This is a genomic window from Mesorhizobium sp. M5C.F.Cr.IN.023.01.1.1, assembly GCF_003997585.1.
GTDB classification, from domain to species: domain Bacteria; phylum Pseudomonadota; class Alphaproteobacteria; order Rhizobiales; family Rhizobiaceae; genus Mesorhizobium; species Mesorhizobium wenxiniae.
In genome coordinates, this window is record NZ_RZSU01000015.1 from 58,493 (window position 1) to 72,455 (window position 13,963).

11 protein-coding genes are annotated in these 13,963 nt (G+C 64.3%); 6 read left to right on the forward strand and 5 right to left on the reverse strand.

Features of this window, described 5'->3' with window-relative positions; all coding sequences use genetic code 11:
- The first annotated feature begins 73 nt into the window (after nucleotides 1–73).
- Nucleotides 74–883, forward strand: coding sequence for a DUF72 domain-containing protein (locus EOA78_RS08935; RefSeq protein WP_127314828.1), 810 nt, complete (start codon nucleotides 74–76; stop codon nucleotides 881–883).
- Here EOA78_RS08935 and EOA78_RS08940 read toward each other — a convergent pair.
- The 4 genes from EOA78_RS08940 to EOA78_RS08955 form a co-directional block, all read right to left on the reverse strand.
- Nucleotides 802–1,968, reverse strand: coding sequence for an FAD-binding oxidoreductase (locus EOA78_RS08940; RefSeq protein ID WP_127314830.1), 1,167 nt, complete (start codon nucleotides 1,966–1,968; stop codon nucleotides 802–804). The genes EOA78_RS08935 and EOA78_RS08940 overlap by 82 nt on opposite strands.
- 63 nt (nucleotides 1,969–2,031) lie before the next feature.
- On the reverse strand, nucleotides 2,032–3,591 hold the full coding sequence (locus tag EOA78_RS08945) for an ATP-binding protein (RefSeq protein ID WP_127314831.1): 1,560 nt from the start codon (nucleotides 3,589–3,591) through the stop codon (nucleotides 2,032–2,034).
- Nucleotides 3,592–3,601: 10 nt separating this feature from the next.
- Nucleotides 3,602–4,297 carry a response regulator transcription factor gene (locus EOA78_RS08950; protein WP_127314833.1) on the reverse strand — a complete coding sequence of 232 codons (696 nt, stop codon included), beginning with the start codon at nucleotides 4,295–4,297 and terminating at the stop codon, nucleotides 3,602–3,604.
- Nucleotides 4,298–4,300: 3 nt separating this feature from the next.
- On the reverse strand, nucleotides 4,301–5,848 hold the full coding sequence (locus EOA78_RS08955) for a DUF4173 domain-containing protein (RefSeq protein WP_127314834.1): 1,548 nt from the start codon (nucleotides 5,846–5,848) through the stop codon (nucleotides 4,301–4,303).
- A gap of 297 nt (nucleotides 5,849–6,145) precedes the next feature.
- On the opposite strand from EOA78_RS08955, the gene EOA78_RS08960 reads away from it, so the two are divergent.
- Nucleotides 6,146–7,027 (forward strand): CoA ester lyase, encoded by an 882-nt coding sequence (locus EOA78_RS08960; protein ID WP_164783681.1) that lies wholly within the window; start codon nucleotides 6,146–6,148, stop codon nucleotides 7,025–7,027.
- A gap of 26 nt (nucleotides 7,028–7,053) precedes the next feature.
- Nucleotides 7,054–7,260, forward strand: a complete 207-nt coding sequence (locus tag EOA78_RS08965) for a DUF1737 domain-containing protein (protein WP_127314838.1) — start codon at nucleotides 7,054–7,056, stop codon at nucleotides 7,258–7,260.
- Between the two features lie 295 nt (nucleotides 7,261–7,555).
- Here the strand turns inward: EOA78_RS08965 and EOA78_RS08970 are convergent, their stop codons facing one another.
- Nucleotides 7,556–7,978: a metallopeptidase family protein gene (locus EOA78_RS08970; protein ID WP_127314839.1), complete on the reverse strand. Its 423-nt coding sequence runs from the start codon at nucleotides 7,976–7,978 to the stop codon at nucleotides 7,556–7,558.
- Between the two features lie 174 nt (nucleotides 7,979–8,152).
- Between EOA78_RS08970 and EOA78_RS36960 the strand changes: the two genes are divergently transcribed.
- Genes EOA78_RS36960 through EOA78_RS08985 form a run of 3 tightly spaced genes read left to right on the forward strand, consistent with a single transcriptional unit; the run spans nucleotide 8,153 to nucleotide 13,957 of the window.
- A complete protein-coding gene (locus tag EOA78_RS36960) occupies nucleotides 8,153–9,172 on the forward strand; it encodes a hypothetical protein (protein ID WP_127314840.1) in 1,020 nt (339 codons plus the stop codon).
- Nucleotides 9,114–10,595 carry a DUF6504 family protein gene (locus EOA78_RS08980; protein ID WP_127314842.1) on the forward strand — a complete coding sequence of 494 codons (1,482 nt, stop codon included), beginning with the start codon at nucleotides 9,114–9,116 and terminating at the stop codon, nucleotides 10,593–10,595. Before EOA78_RS36960 ends, EOA78_RS08980 begins: the two co-directional genes overlap by 59 nt.
- Nucleotides 10,592–13,957, forward strand: coding sequence for an error-prone DNA polymerase (locus EOA78_RS08985; protein WP_127314844.1), 3,366 nt, complete (start codon nucleotides 10,592–10,594; stop codon nucleotides 13,955–13,957). The genes EOA78_RS08980 and EOA78_RS08985 overlap by 4 nt, the downstream gene beginning before the upstream one ends.
- Nucleotides 13,958–13,963 lie beyond the last annotated feature (6 nt).

A 13,963-nucleotide genomic window follows, 5' to 3' on the forward strand; every position in this document is an offset into this window, starting at 1 on the left:
TGAGCGCCGGCCGCATGGTCTCGGCCTAGTACCGCTCCCTTGACCTGCGCAGTGCCCTGTCCACATCTCCAGCATGGAAAAGCATCGATGCTTCGTGGGCACGGCCGGTTGGGGCATCCCGTCGCGCTACAAGGATCTTTTCCCGGGATCCGGGGCGCATCTCGAGCGTTACTCCGGCCGTCTTGCCGGCGTCGAAATCAATTCATCCTTTTATAAGCCGCACCGCCGTCAGACCTATGAGCGTTGGACGCATTCGGTCCCGGAAGATTTCCGCTTCTGCGTGAAGGTCCCCAGGACCGTGACACACGAGCATCGGCTTGCCGACTGCGAAGACCTGATCGAGGCATTCCTCGGGCAGGCCGGAGGCCTAGGCCGGAAGCTCGCTGTGCTGCTAGTGCAGTTGCCACCCAGCCTGTCCTTCGAGCCGCGTGTCACCGAGGAGTTCTTCGGTTTGTTGCGAAAGCAAACCGGCTCGAAAATAGCTTGCGAACCTCGTCATGCGAGCTGGTTCGAACAGGACGCCGATGCGCTTCTGACCGGTTTCCGTGTAGCGCGTGTGGCAGCCGATCCGGCTCGCGTTCCCGCTGCAGCCACGCCATCCGGCTGGCCGGGCCTCGTCTATTTCCGCCTGCATGGCGCGCCGCGTATTTATTACTCGGAATATGACACTGACAGCCTGATCGCGATTAGGCAGCGGCTGGATGCGGCGAGCGCGGCGGGCGCTGAGGCCTGGTGTATTTTCGACAACACGGTTAAGGGCCATGCGCTCGGCAACGCCCTTGCCGTAGACGCGATGGCGCCTCAGATCACGTTCAGCTCGCGAAACGCCCGGCCTTCAGCGACACGGGTGTACCCAAACGCCGCGCAATCCACCGTGCGGTAGCCGCCATGCACGATCAACTCGGCCAGCGCCTTGCCGACCGCCGGCGCCTGCTGCAGGCCGTGGCCGGAAAAACCGTTGGCGAATAGGAAATTCCTGACCTGCGGATGCGGGCCGATCACCGCGTTCTGGTCGAGCGTGTTGTAGTCGTAATGGCCGGCCCAGGCGCGCGTCGGCTTGATCGCTTCGAAGGCGGGAATGCGGGTCGCCAGCACTGGCCAGATCACCTCTTCGAACAGCGGCCAGTCGGGCTCGAAATCAGCGGGATCGGCGGGGCCGTCGCCCTCTTCCGGCTCGGCGCCGCCGGTGATGTAGACCGAACCTTCCGGCCTGACGTAAATGCCGCTCGGATCGACCAGCAGCGGCATGTCGGCATATTTCTCGCGCGCCTCGAAGATGAAGACATTGCGCTTGCGCGGTTCCACCGGCAGCACCAGTCCGGCCATTGCGGAAACCTTGCCGGCATTCGGCCCGGCGGCGTTGACGACGATGCCGGCCTCGAGCCGCTGGCCATTGTCGAGGTTGACGCTGGTGACGCGGTCGCCCTGCCGCTCGATGCCGGTCGCATCGGCGGTGACGAAATCGATGTTTTTCTCGCGCAGCGCCTTGCGGAACAGCATCAGCATCGCATGCGCGTCGAACCAGCCCTCGCCGCTGCGGCCATAGGCGCCCGCGGTGATGCCTTCGGCCGATAGCCATGGGAAGCGACGCACCAACGCATCCGCATCCTCAAGGACAATGTCGGCGCCTTCGGCGATCTGCGCCTCGTGGTTCGCCTTGAGGATCGGCAGTCCGTTCTCGCCGGCGAGGATGAGATAACCGCCTTCGCGAAAGCCGATATCGGCGTCGGCTCCAAACTCTTCCGTCAGCCGCCGGAACAGTTTCAGCGTGAACTGCGACAGGCGGATGTTCTCGGGAATTGAAAACTGCTGGCGAATGGAAGCACAGGACAGCGTCGTTGCCGCATGGGCGAATTGCGGGTCGCGCTCGACCAGCGCGATCGAGCCCAAAAAGCCTTCCTCGCGCAGATAATAGGCGATCGAGGAGCCGACGATGGCTCCGCCGATGATGACGACGTCGTAGCGCACTTTTTTGCGTCTCCAGTTCTAGAGCATGATCCCAAAAGCCGGTTTTCGGAATCAGGCTCCAATTCATACAGCCGGCAAGATGATCTCGAAGCGCGTGCCGCGCTCGGAGTCAACCAGGCGGATCGTGCCATCATGCGCTTTCAGGAGGGCCAGCACGATGCCAAGGCCCATGCCGGTGCCGCCTGCATCGCGGCGCGTGGTGAAGAACGGCTCGAATATCCGCCCCCGATTGCTGGGCGAAATGCCGGCGCCGTCGTCGCTCACAAGGATCGTCGCCTTGGCGTCCGCGCCCGCCCCCGCGATCGAAACGAGCGTTGCGCCATGGCGCGCCGAATTGTCGATGAGATTGGCGAGCACGATGGCCGCGTTCTCGGCCGACATGCGCAGGCGGATATCGCCGCCTCCCTCGACACGGACCGCCAGCCTGGCCTCGGCCGGCAGCAGCGCCAGTGCAGCACTGAGCGATGTGCTTTCGCCGCTTGGCGCGAGATTTTCGGCGCGTGCCAGGTCGAGCAGACGGCGCACGAGCAGATTAAGCCGCCCAGCGTCGGTGACGATATTGTTCGAAAACCGCCGCCGCTCGGCCTCGTCCATTGCGCTACCCGAATCGCGCAGCAGTTCGGCCGCCCCCTGGATCGCCGTCAGCGGCGATTTGAGCTCGTGCGAGACATGCGTGGCGAAGGTCTGGATGCTGTCCGAGCGCGCATGCAGCTTTTCGGCCATGTCGAGGAAGGCGTCGGAAAGCGCCGCCATCTCGCGCGTGCCGTGATGATCAAGCGGCCTGATCGCTTCGCGATCGCCGGCGGCGATGCGCTTTGTCCGCTCCATCAGCGCGTAGATCGGCCGGCTGACGGTGCGCAGGAAGACCAGGCCGATAAGCAGCGTGCCGCCGAGGATGGCGATCGCCGCCAGCCCCACTTTGCCGCGCTCACCATAGAGGTGCTTGACGATGTTGTTCGGCGTTCGCGACAGATAGACCACGCCGGCGACCCTGCCGTCGACCGCGACCGGCATGGCGACGAAGACGCGGACTCTCGTGCCGCGGCTGACCGAATAAAGCGATGGTGGCGGCTCGTCGGAGATCCTCTGCCGGAGCGCGCTGGCGTAGCGGCCGGCAAGTGCTGCGCGAACCTCTGCAACAGCGCCGAGCGACAGGCCGATCTCCTCGCGCCCGGCGATGACGACGCCTTTGGGGTCGAGCAGCCGAAAGCCGGCAAGCGTGGTTTTCTGCGTCTCGGCAAGAATGCCCGACAGCCGCGCGCCGATCGCCGCGAAGGCTGGATCGACGGTGGCGGCCGTCGCCGCAGGTCGGGTCGGTAGAACCCTGTCGGAGGCAAGATCGAGGCTTGGCTCGATCGGCCGGTAGGGAGAGTCCGGGTTGTCTCTCTCGGCAGGCACGGCTGCGCCGAGCTTTTCGATGGCGATGCCGGCGTCGCGGACCTCTTGCGCATAGATGGCGGCAAGGGCCGCACCTTGCGCGATCAGTTCTGCCTCGGTCTGGCGGATCAGCTGGTTTTCGTAGAGCCGGAAGAAGAACAGGCCAACCAGCGGCAGCGCCATCACCATGATCAGGATGGCAACAACGACGGTGGCGAGGCGGGGCCGCCATTTGCTGCCAATCATTTTTGGGTGCTCACGCGCCGCACCGGCCCAGCCGGAAGCCGACGCCGTGCACGGTCTCGATTGCGTCCGTGCAGCCGGCCGCCGCCAGCTTGGCGCGGATGTTGCGGATATGGCTGTCGACAGTGCGGTCGGCGACATGGATGTTGGCGGCATAGGCATTGGCCATCACCATGTCGCGGCCGAGCACATGTGCTGGGCGCGCCAGAAACCCTTTCAGGATCGCGAATTCGATCGACGTCAGCACCAGCGGCCTGCCGTCGAAGCTGGCCGCGTGGCTGGCCGGCAGCAAAGCCAGTCTGCCGTGCGAGAATTGCCGGTCGTCGGTCTGTTCCGCCTTTGCCGGGCGGGCGCGCCGCAGGATGACATTGACGCGGGCGACCAGTTCGCGCGGGCTGAAAGGTTTGGTGACATAGTCGTCGCCACCCATTTCGAGCCCGAGGATGCGGTCGATTTCTTCATCACGCGCGGACAGGAACAGCACCGGCACATCGGATGTGTGCCGCAGCCGCCGGCAGACCTCCAGCCCATCCATCTCCGGCATGCCGATGTCGAGCACGACAAGATCGGGCGCGCGGCGCTCGATTGCCTGCAAGGCGGCTGCGCCGTCTGATACTGCAACCGTCTTCATCCCCGCCTTTTCGAGCGCAAAGCAGATGATTTCGCGGATATGCGGATCATCGTCGGCGACCAGGATGTGATGCGGCATGGATCAGCGGCCCGGCACGAAGTGTTCGGAGCCCTGAGGAACCACGAACGGGATATATGTGTCGAGAGTGCGAAGGAGCCGCCAGTCGCGAAAGCTCCAGGCGCGCCAGTTTTCTTGGCCGGCGCGGTAGCGGATCTCGTCCTGCCCAAGCAAACGGACGAGTTCGCGGTGGGAGGGAATGCTGGCCGCACTCGTCCTGCCCTGATGCTCGAGGAAGCGATCAAGCGCCGGCCAGGCGCTGGGACCGAGCGAACGCAGGTACCAGAAGTCGAGCTTAGTGCCTCGGCCGGTCATTTCAAAGGAGTGCTCGACATTGTAGTTGGCGATCAGCGCCGCGAAGTTGATGAAGGAGCAGGCATAGAGCGTCACCGAAAGCGTCAGAAGATTGGCGGAAAGTAGCCATTCATTGGATTTTTCGAGCGCGATGCGGGCGATGATCAGAGCAAGGCCCGCCGCCACCAGCCCCATCCAGACGAAGGCGGCGACGCGCCAGTAGGTCAGCGCATAGACGCCGATATAGAGGTCGAGCCGCAGGATCGACGAGATGACCAGAACGATGTTCTGCGCCACCCAGACATAGACCAGCCGACGGATGAGCGGATCGCCGGAGGTAGCGCTTCCCGGCCGCAACGCCGCCAGGACGAAACCGGCGGCGAGCAGCGCCGTGACGATCAGGGGATAGGCGCCGCGATACGCGTAGGCGGCATAGGTCAGCCCGTCGGGCAGCGCGATGCCGCCCCACAGATAGGTGGCGTCGAGTGCGGTCTGCACCGCGAACAGGATGTTGAAGACGACCAAGGCGCGAAGAATGGCGGCCTTGCCGAAGACGATGTCCTCGATCGCCTTGGCGGATTTTGTCGTCGTCACCCCGAGGGGGATAGGCAACTCGAGATGTGCAATGCGGCGGAAAAAGCGCGGCAGGCGCGGGCGCAGAAAGACCCAGACGCCGGCAAGCACGACCAGCCAGAACGCCAGCCGCGGCAGCTGGATGAGGTCGAGCAGTGCGTCGAGATCGATCAGCGACAGCCAGTATTCAATAACCGGATTGGCGGCGCCGAACAGCGCGAGAAACACTGCGCCCAGGGTCAGCGGCATGATCCAGACGCCGATCGCCGCAACGCGGATACGCCGCTGGCCAAGCCGCCGCGCCGCCTTGCGCCAGCGGAAGAAATCGTGGACGAACCGGAATGGTGCCGCGAGCAGGAAGAGCGCGACCTGGCCGGCAATGCGGGCAAGCCCACGCCGCAGCCGGCCGACCAGCCAAAGCGTGAAGACGACCATCGCCGCCAGCCCGATCGCGACGGACAGCGCACTGACATTTTCAAGGAGCGGCAGCAGCCCGACAAGCAGGGCGGCGAGCCCGAGCCACAGGCCGCGGGCGTCGAGTGCCGAAGGCTGGATGGCCGCGACGGCGGCAAGCGTAATGCTGAACAGGAAAAGCGTGATGCCGACGGGCTGCCCGTAGAAGAAGAAATCGGCCAGCGCGGCAAGCAGGACGGCAACGCCGAATCGCGCGCGATAGCTCGGCGCGGCCTTAAGCAACGATGTCACGATCGGACTTTCTCAGCGGCTTTGATCCGACCGGCATACCGGGGCGGAGATTTGCGGATGAAGGGGAGTAGGGTCGCCGAACGGTGCGTCCGGAGTGGATCGACAAGCCACCAGCCGTCATTGCGGAGGCGGTAAGGCAGGGACCAACGGGGTTTTTCTCGCTCTTGCATACTGCCTTTTCGCCGGCCGAAATGCAGGCGGCAGGGCGGGTCCGAGGAGATTTTCGGGAGTTTTATGCAGTTTTCGTGCAGGCGAAGACGGCTTGCCTCGACCGGCCGCAGACGGCATAGATCGGACATGACGACCGAAACCTACCGCCCGCGCCGCTCGGTGCTCTACGTCCCTGCCTCGAACGACAAGGCGCTGGCCAAGATCTCACCGCTGGCCTGCGACGCCGTCATCATCGATCTCGAAGATGCGGTAGCCCCGGCCGATAAGGTTTCTGCGCGCGAAAAACTGGCCGGCATCTTCGCCAATCGCCCCGGCCGGCGCTGCGAGATGGTCGTGCGCATCAACCCGCTCTCCAGCAAATGGGGCGCCGACGATTTGCTGTCCGCGTTACGCTGCGAGCCCGACGCCATCCTGCTGCCCAAGGTCGACACGCCGCGCGACGTCCTTGAGGCCGGCGACGTCCTCGACGACAATTTCGCACCCGACGCGGTGAAACTATGGGCGATGATCGAAACGCCCAAGGCTCTGCTCAACATCGGACCGATTGCCGAGCTTGGCCGGGATCCGGCCTCGCGGCTGGTCTGTTTCGTTGCCGGAACGAACGACCTGGTCAAGGACACCGGCATTCGCGCCACGCCCGACCGGCGCTATCTCACACCGTGGCTGATGCAGATGGTGCTCGCCGCGCGCGCCGGTGGCCTCGACCTGCTCGATGGGGTCTTCAATGATTTTCGCGATCTGGACGCGTTTGCGCGCGAATGCACGGAAGCCGCCGCCATGGGGTTTGACGGCAAGTCGCTGATCCACCCGGCCCAGATCGATGCCGCGAACCGGGCCTTCGCGCCATCTGCCGAAGCCGTGGCCGAGGCGCGCTTGGTGAAAGCTGCCTTCGCGCTTGCCGAAAATGCCGGCAAGGGCGTCATCGCACTGAATGGAAAAATGGTCGAGCGGCTGCATCTGGCGCAGGCCGAAAAACTGCTGGCGAAGGCGGCCGCCATCGGGGCATGATTGGCAACCCACCTACAGGAATGAAAATGAAACTCTACCGCTTTCTGTCCGCTCCGGACGATTCCAGCTTCTGCCACAAGGTGACAGCGGCGCTGAACAAGGGCTGGCACCTGTTCGGTTCGCCGACCTATTCCTACGACAAGCAGACCAAGAGCATGCGCTGCGGCCAGGCCGTGGTGAAGGATGTCGCGGGCCAGGAATACGGGCCCAGCACCAAGCTCAGCGATTGGTGAAACACGTCGTTGAAGCGCTCATCCTTCGTCATCCTAGGGCGGAGCGAACGCGAAGCGGAGCGCAGACCTAGGATCCATGCCGTTACCTTTGCCGAAGAGCACGGCGGATCAGGATTAGTGCGATCATAACGACCGATCGGGATGGCCGCCTGTTTGCCCGTTACCGCAGAACGGGATGGTGAGCGTTCGGTTCTGCACCGCCGGAGCACTGCACCACCGTCACGGCATGGATCCCAGGGTCTCCGCGACGTCGCTTCGCTCCTGCTCCGCCTGGGATGACGAAGCGTGGGGCCCTTTACTCCGCTGCCTCTTCGATCCGCTCCATATCGTCGTCCGACAGGCCGAAATGGTGGCCGATCTCGTGGATCAGCACATGAGTGACGATATCGCCAAGCGTCTCCTCGTTCTCGGCCCAGTAGTCGAGGATGGCGCGGCGGTAGAGCGTGACGCGGTTCGGCCCCTCGCCGGTCTGCGGATTCCAGCGCTCGGCGATGCCGCGCCCCTCAAACAGGCCGAGCAGGTCGAAAGGCGTTTCCAGCGACAGATCGTCCATGATCTCGTCGGTCGGAAATTCGGCGATCTGGATTATAATCTCGCCGGTCAGCTTGCGAAATTCCTCCGGCAGATGGGCGTAAGCCTCTAAGGCCAGGAACTCCATTTCCTCCATCGACGGCGAAAGCTCGTCGTGCCAGGTACGGGTCTTGTAGATGCGGGCCATGCTTTGTCCTTCTGATCCCGGCATATAGGCTTTCGAGCCGGACTCGGCAAATGGCCGGTTTGCCGTCCCGACGCGGGCAGGAATAAATTCCCCATGACTCCGCTTGACTCTTCGGGCGCCCTCTGGAATCCTAAAGAACATAACAGGAACAATTGTGAGTGGAAGCTGACCGTCATGGCGACAAGCGCCGTGGCGCGGGAGACTGTTTTTGCCCTGCGCCGACAGATCGCGAAGATCGAGGGAACGCTGCCCGAGCGCCTGGAGGCGCCGGCCGGCGCAGCTCCCGTTGATGCGGATGTCACGCCCCGGGATCTAACAATCGTCCGCCGCGGCCTCGCCGTGGCGCCGCCCGATGCGTTTCTGCGCACCGGCGCCGAGGGTCTCGATACTGCGCTCAGCGGCGGCCTGCCGAAGGCGGCGCTGAGCGAGATCCATGGCGCCGCGACACGTGATGCCGGGGTCGTCGCCGGTTTCGCCCTGTCGCTCGTCAGCCTGATCCTCAAACAGGAGCCGCCGCGACTGCCGGTCCTGTGGATCGGCACCGCGGAGGTCTTCCGCGAGGCCGGCTTCCCCTATGCCAGAGGGCTTCATGGCCTTTTCGGGATCGAGCCGGAGCAATTGCTGTTTTCCGAGGCGCCAAGGCTCCTCGATGGGCTGTGGGTCGCCGAGGAAGCCGCCCGGATGACGGCGCTCGCCGCCGTCATCCTCGAAATCCGCGGCAGCCCGCAGCGGCTGGACCTCACCGCGACGCGGCGGCTGCACGCCCGGGCACAGAGCGCCGGCCGGCCGGTGTTCCTGCTGCGCCAGGCCGGCGAGGCCGAACCGACGGCGGCATCCGTCCGCCTCGTCCTGTCGGCTGCGCCGTCGGCACCACGCCAGACGCTCGCCGGGCCGCTCGCCGGCTCGATCGGCCGCCCCGCCTTCACCGTCAGCATCGGCAAGAGCCGCACGGGCTTGCCGGGACAATTCACACTGGAGTGGAACCCCGATGAACGCAATTTCGAGGAAAGAAGGGCCGGGGAAGAACGGGCAGCGAATCCTGTCCCTGTGGTTTCCGCACCTCGCCGCGGAAAGGATCCTGCGGCAGCGTCTGGGGCGGTCCTGGCGTTCGCGGCCGTCGGATCACCTGCCCCTGGTGATCAGCCATCGCCAGGGGAACGCGCAGCGCATCGCCGCCCTCGACGAGCGGGCTGAGACGCTTCATCTGAAGCGCGGCATGGGCATAGCCGACGCGCGCGCCATGCACCCATCGATCGACGTAGTGGAAGCCGATCCCGAGGCCGACCGCCGCCTGCTCGAAAGCCTCGCCGACTGGTGCGACCGCTACACTCCGCTGGTGGCGATCGACGCAGCCGACGGCCTGTTTCTCGACGTCACCGGCTGCACCCACCTTTTCGGCGGCGAACGGGCGATGCTGGACGACATTCTGTCGCGCTTTTTCCATCAGGGTTTCGATGTCCGCGCCGGCCTTGCCGCCACACCTGGTGCTGCCTGGGCGGCAGCGCGGTTTGCCAGTGACCGCATCGTCCCCGGTGGCGAGGAGGAAGCGCTCCTCGCACCCTTGCCGCTGGCGGCGCTGCGCATCGAGCCTGATATCCGCGCCAGCCTGGAAAGCGTCGGCCTGCGCACGGCGGGCGCCATCATGGCAGCACCGCGCGCGCCGCTCGCCCGCCGCTTTGGCACATCGCTGCTTTTGCGCCTCGACCAGGCGCTCGGCCGCCTCGACGAGGCGGTGTCGCCGCGCCTGCCGGTCGCGCCGCTTTCGGTCGAACGCCATCTCGCAGAACCCATCATGCTGACCGACGAAATAGAGCGGCTGGTGAAAATGCTGGCGACGACGCTGAAGGTGGACCTCGAGCGCCGCGGCGAGGGCGCACGAAGGCTGGCGCTGCTGCTTTTCCGCGTCGACGGCGCCGTCAGCCGCATCACCGTCGGCACCTCGCGGCCCTTGCGCGAGCCGTTGCTGATCCAGAAATTGTTTCACGAAAGGCTTGCCGCGCTCGAACAGGACATCGATGCCGGCTATGGCTTCGATCTCGTGCGCCTCTCGGTCCTGTCGGCCGCGGCCTTCGACATGCAGCAGGCGGATCTCGCTGGCGAAACGCACGATGACGGCGCCGACATCGCCCTTTTCGCCGACCGCATCCGCGCCCGGCTCGGCGAAAGCGCGGTTTTGAAACCGGTTGCCGTCGAGAGTCATCTGCCGGAGCGCGCCGTCGCCACGCTTCCCTATGCGGAGGCGCCGCAAAGGGTCTATCCGCCGAAGAAGCCGGACAAGATACAAGACACTTCATCCACGCCTGTCTTTCAGCCGGAACGGCCGATCCGGCTGTTCCGTTCGCCCGAACCGATCGAGGTGCCGGCCACCGAAATGCCTGAGGGACCGCCGATGAACTTCCGCTGGCGGCGCGCGCTGTACCGGGTCGCGCGCGCCGAAGGGCCGGAACGCATCGCCCCGGAATGGTGGCGGGAGACGTCGGGGCCGGAAGACGCGCCGACCCGGGATTATTTCCGCATCGAGGATAGCGACGGCCGCCGTTACTGGCTCTACCGCCAGGGTCTCTACGGCGCCTCTCAAGTCCCGCCGCGCTGGTTCATGCATGGGGTCTTCGCATGAACGTGCTGACGGTCGTTCCCTATGCCGAATTCGGCATTCAGTCGAATTTCTCGTTCCTGCGCGGCGCCTCGAAACCGGAGGAACTGGTGGTCGCGGCAAAGTTCCTCGGATTTTCGTCGATCGGGCTTGCCGACCGCAACACGGTGGCCGGTGTCGTGCGCGCTTGGCAGCAGGCCAAGGTGGAAGGTCTTTCCTATCATCCCGGCTGCCGCCTGGTTTTTTGCGATGGCACGCCCGACGTTCTCGCCTATCCGCAGGACCGCAAGGGCTGGGGCCATCTGTGCCGCATGCTGACGCAAGCCAATATGCGCGACGATAGCGAAAAGGGCGCACCGCTTCTCTATCGCGACGACTTTTTTGAATGGGGCGATCTCATGTCCCTTGCGATCCTGCCGGATCTGTCGACGCCGGCGGAGGATGATCTCAAGCTGGTTAGCCAGCTCAAAGACCGCTTCGGCAAGAATCTGCGGCTTGCCGTTTCGCCGGATTATCGCGGCAACGACCGCTACCGTATCGAGCAGGCAGCTGCCATGGCTGAGGCATCAGGCCTTCCGCTGATGGCTACCAACGACGTTCTTTACCATACGTCCGAACGGCGCCGGTTGCAGGATGTGCTGACGGCGATCCGCCTCAACATACCTGTTGCCGAAGCGGGGCTGGAACTTGCGGCCAATGCCGAGCGCCATTTGAAGCCGCCAATGGAGATGGCGCGGCTGTTCCGGCGGCATCCGCAAGCACTGGCGGAAACGCTGCGCTTTGCCGGCGAATTGAGCTTCTCTCTCAGTGACCTCCAATACAATTATCCCGATGAACCGACGGAATCGGGCCTCGGGCCACAGGCCGAACTGGAAAGGCTAGCTCGAGAGGGAGCCGCGATGCGCTACCCCTCAGGCGTTCCCGCCGATGTGACTAGGCGGATCCGGGAAGAGCTCGCTTTGATCGAGCGCCTGAACTACGCGCGCTATTTCCTGACTGTCTACGACATCGTCAAATTCGCCCGCAGCCAGGGCATACTCTGCCAGGGGCGTGGCTCCGCGGCTAACTCGGTGGTCTGCTATTGCATCGGCATCACCGAAGTGGGACCCGAGCGGATCGACTCGCTTTTCGAGCGTTTCATTTCCGAGGAAAGAAACGAGCCGCCCGACATCGATGTCGATTTCGAGCATGAAAAGCGCGAAGAGGTCATCCAGTACATCTACGAGAAATACAGTGCCAAGCGCACCGCGCTTGCCGCGGCCGTCGTCAGCTACCGTGGCCGCTCGGCGATGCGCGAAGTGGCCAAGGCGATGGGCCTGTCGGACGATGTCAGGAGCGCGTTGTCCAGCTCGATCTGGGGTTGGTCGACCTCGGAGCTCGGCGAAAAGGAGACCAGGGCCGGCGGCCTCGACCAGACCGACCAATCGACAAGGCATGTGATCGAATGCGCCAACGAGATCATGGGCTTTCCCCGTCATCTGTCGCAGCATGTCGGTGGCTTCGTCATCACCAGGGACCGGCTCGACGAGATCGTGCCCATCATCAAGACGGCGATGGACGAACGCAAGATGGTCGAGTGGGACAAGGACGATCTCGACGCGGTGAAAATCCTTAAAGTGGACGTGTTGGCGCTCGGCATGCTGACCTGCCTGCAGCGCGCCTTCACCCTGCTTAGGGATTATTATCCTGAGGCGCGGGATGGCTATGGGCAACCCTATGTGCTGGCCACCCTCCCTGCCGAGGACAAACATGTCTACGACATGATCTGCCGCGCCGACACGATCGGCGTCTTCCAGATCGAATCCCGCGCCCAGATGTCGATGCTGCCGCGCCTCAGGCCGAAAACATTCTATGACCTGGTCATCGAGGTGGCGATCGTGCGACCAGGCCCGATCCAGGGCGACATGGTCCACCCCTATCTGCGCCGCCGGCAGGGCAAGGAAAAGCCCGAATATCCCAAGCCGGAACTGGAAGAAATACTCGGCAGGACATTGGGCGTTCCGCTGTTCCAGGAACAGGCGATGAAGATCGCCATCGTCGCCGGCGGCTTCAGGCCGGGCGAGGCCGATGAACTGCGCCGCGCCATGGCCACCTTCAAGCGCACCGGCACGATCGGCAATTATCGCAAGCGGATGGTCGATGGCATGGTTTTGCGGGGTTACGAAAAGGATTTCGCCGAGCGCTGCTTCAAGCAGATCGAGGGTTTTGGCGAATACGGCTTTCCCGAAAGCCATGCCGCCTCCTTCGCCCTGCTGGTCTATGCCTCCTGTTGGTTCAAGACATTTTATCCGGACGTGTTCTGCGCCGCGATCCTGAATTCCCAGCCGATGGGATTTTATCAGCCGGCTCAGCTTGTCCGCGACGCGCGCGACCATGGCGTCGAAATCCGCGAGGTCGACGTCAATTTTTCCGGTTGGGACTGCGCATTGGAGGACGCACCCTTCGACCCGGCCCGCATCCTCGGCCGCCATGCCGAAATGCGCGGTGTCATCCGGACCAATCATGCCGTCCGGTTGGGTTTTCGCCAGGTCAAGGGCCTGTCGAAGGAGCGCATGGAGGTGTTTGTCGCCAGACGCGGCGACGGCTACGAATCCGTTCGCGATGTCTGGCTGCGCTCAGGCCTCTACGTCGATGAGATCGAGAAGCTGGCGCAAGCCGACGCTTTCCGTTCGCTCGGCCTCGACCGCCGCGTCGCCCTGTGGGCGGTCCGCGCGCTCGACGGCAAGAGTGCCGCCGAGACCCTGCCGCTGTTCGACCAGCCGGCGATCCGCTTGCGCGATCTTGAGCCCGCGACCAAGCTGCCGACAATGCCGCTCGGCGAGCATGTCATCCACGACTATCGTTCGCTCGGCCTGTCGCTGAAGGCGCACCCGCTTGCCTTTCTGCGTCAGCGGCTGGACCGTTCCGGCGTCACGCCCAATGCGCGCCTCGGCCAGGTTCGGGACGGCAAGCGGGTTTCGGTCGCCGGCCTTGTCCTGGTGCGGCAGCGGCCGGGTAACGCCAAAGCGATTTTCCTGACGCTGGAAGACGAGCAGGCGGTGGCCAACGTCATTTTCTGGGAAAGAACCTTCAGCCGCTACCGGCCCATTGTCATGGGGGCGCGGTTGGTCCGTGTCACCGGCAAACTGCAGTCGGAATCGGACGTTATCCATATCGTTGCCGACAAGGTCGAGGATCTGACGCCGTGGCTGTCCGTGCTTTTGGAGGAGGCCGGCACCGGCCAGCCTGTCAATGAGCCTTCGGCCAGTGGGCGCATGGAGAATGACAACCGCGAAGAGGGCGTTGCAGACGCACATGCCCCACAAGCCGCGCCGGTCCAGCGGGATCTCGCGGCGCTGTCGGGAAAGGCGGAGAAGGTCATGCCAAAGGGGCGCAATTTTCAATAGGCCTTA

Coding starts and splice junctions, on each gene's coding strand:
- EOA78_RS08970 (WP_127314839.1), bottom strand. CDS start 7,978: ATGGCCCGCATCTACAAGACCCGTACCTGGCACGACGAGCTTTCGCCG.
- EOA78_RS08960 (WP_164783681.1), top strand. CDS start 6,146: ATGACGACCGAAACCTACCGCCCGCGCCGCTCGGTGCTCTACGTCCCT.
- EOA78_RS08965 (WP_127314838.1), top strand. CDS start 7,054: ATGAAACTCTACCGCTTTCTGTCCGCTCCGGACGATTCCAGCTTCTGC.
- EOA78_RS36960 (WP_127314840.1), top strand. CDS start 8,153: ATGGCGACAAGCGCCGTGGCGCGGGAGACTGTTTTTGCCCTGCGCCGA.
- EOA78_RS08985 (WP_127314844.1), top strand. CDS start 10,592: ATGAACGTGCTGACGGTCGTTCCCTATGCCGAATTCGGCATTCAGTCG.
- EOA78_RS08935 (WP_127314828.1), top strand. CDS start 74: ATGGAAAAGCATCGATGCTTCGTGGGCACGGCCGGTTGGGGCATCCCG.
- EOA78_RS08950 (WP_127314833.1), bottom strand. CDS start 4,297: ATGCCGCATCACATCCTGGTCGCCGACGATGATCCGCATATCCGCGAA.
- EOA78_RS08945 (WP_127314831.1), bottom strand. CDS start 3,591: ATGATTGGCAGCAAATGGCGGCCCCGCCTCGCCACCGTCGTTGTTGCC.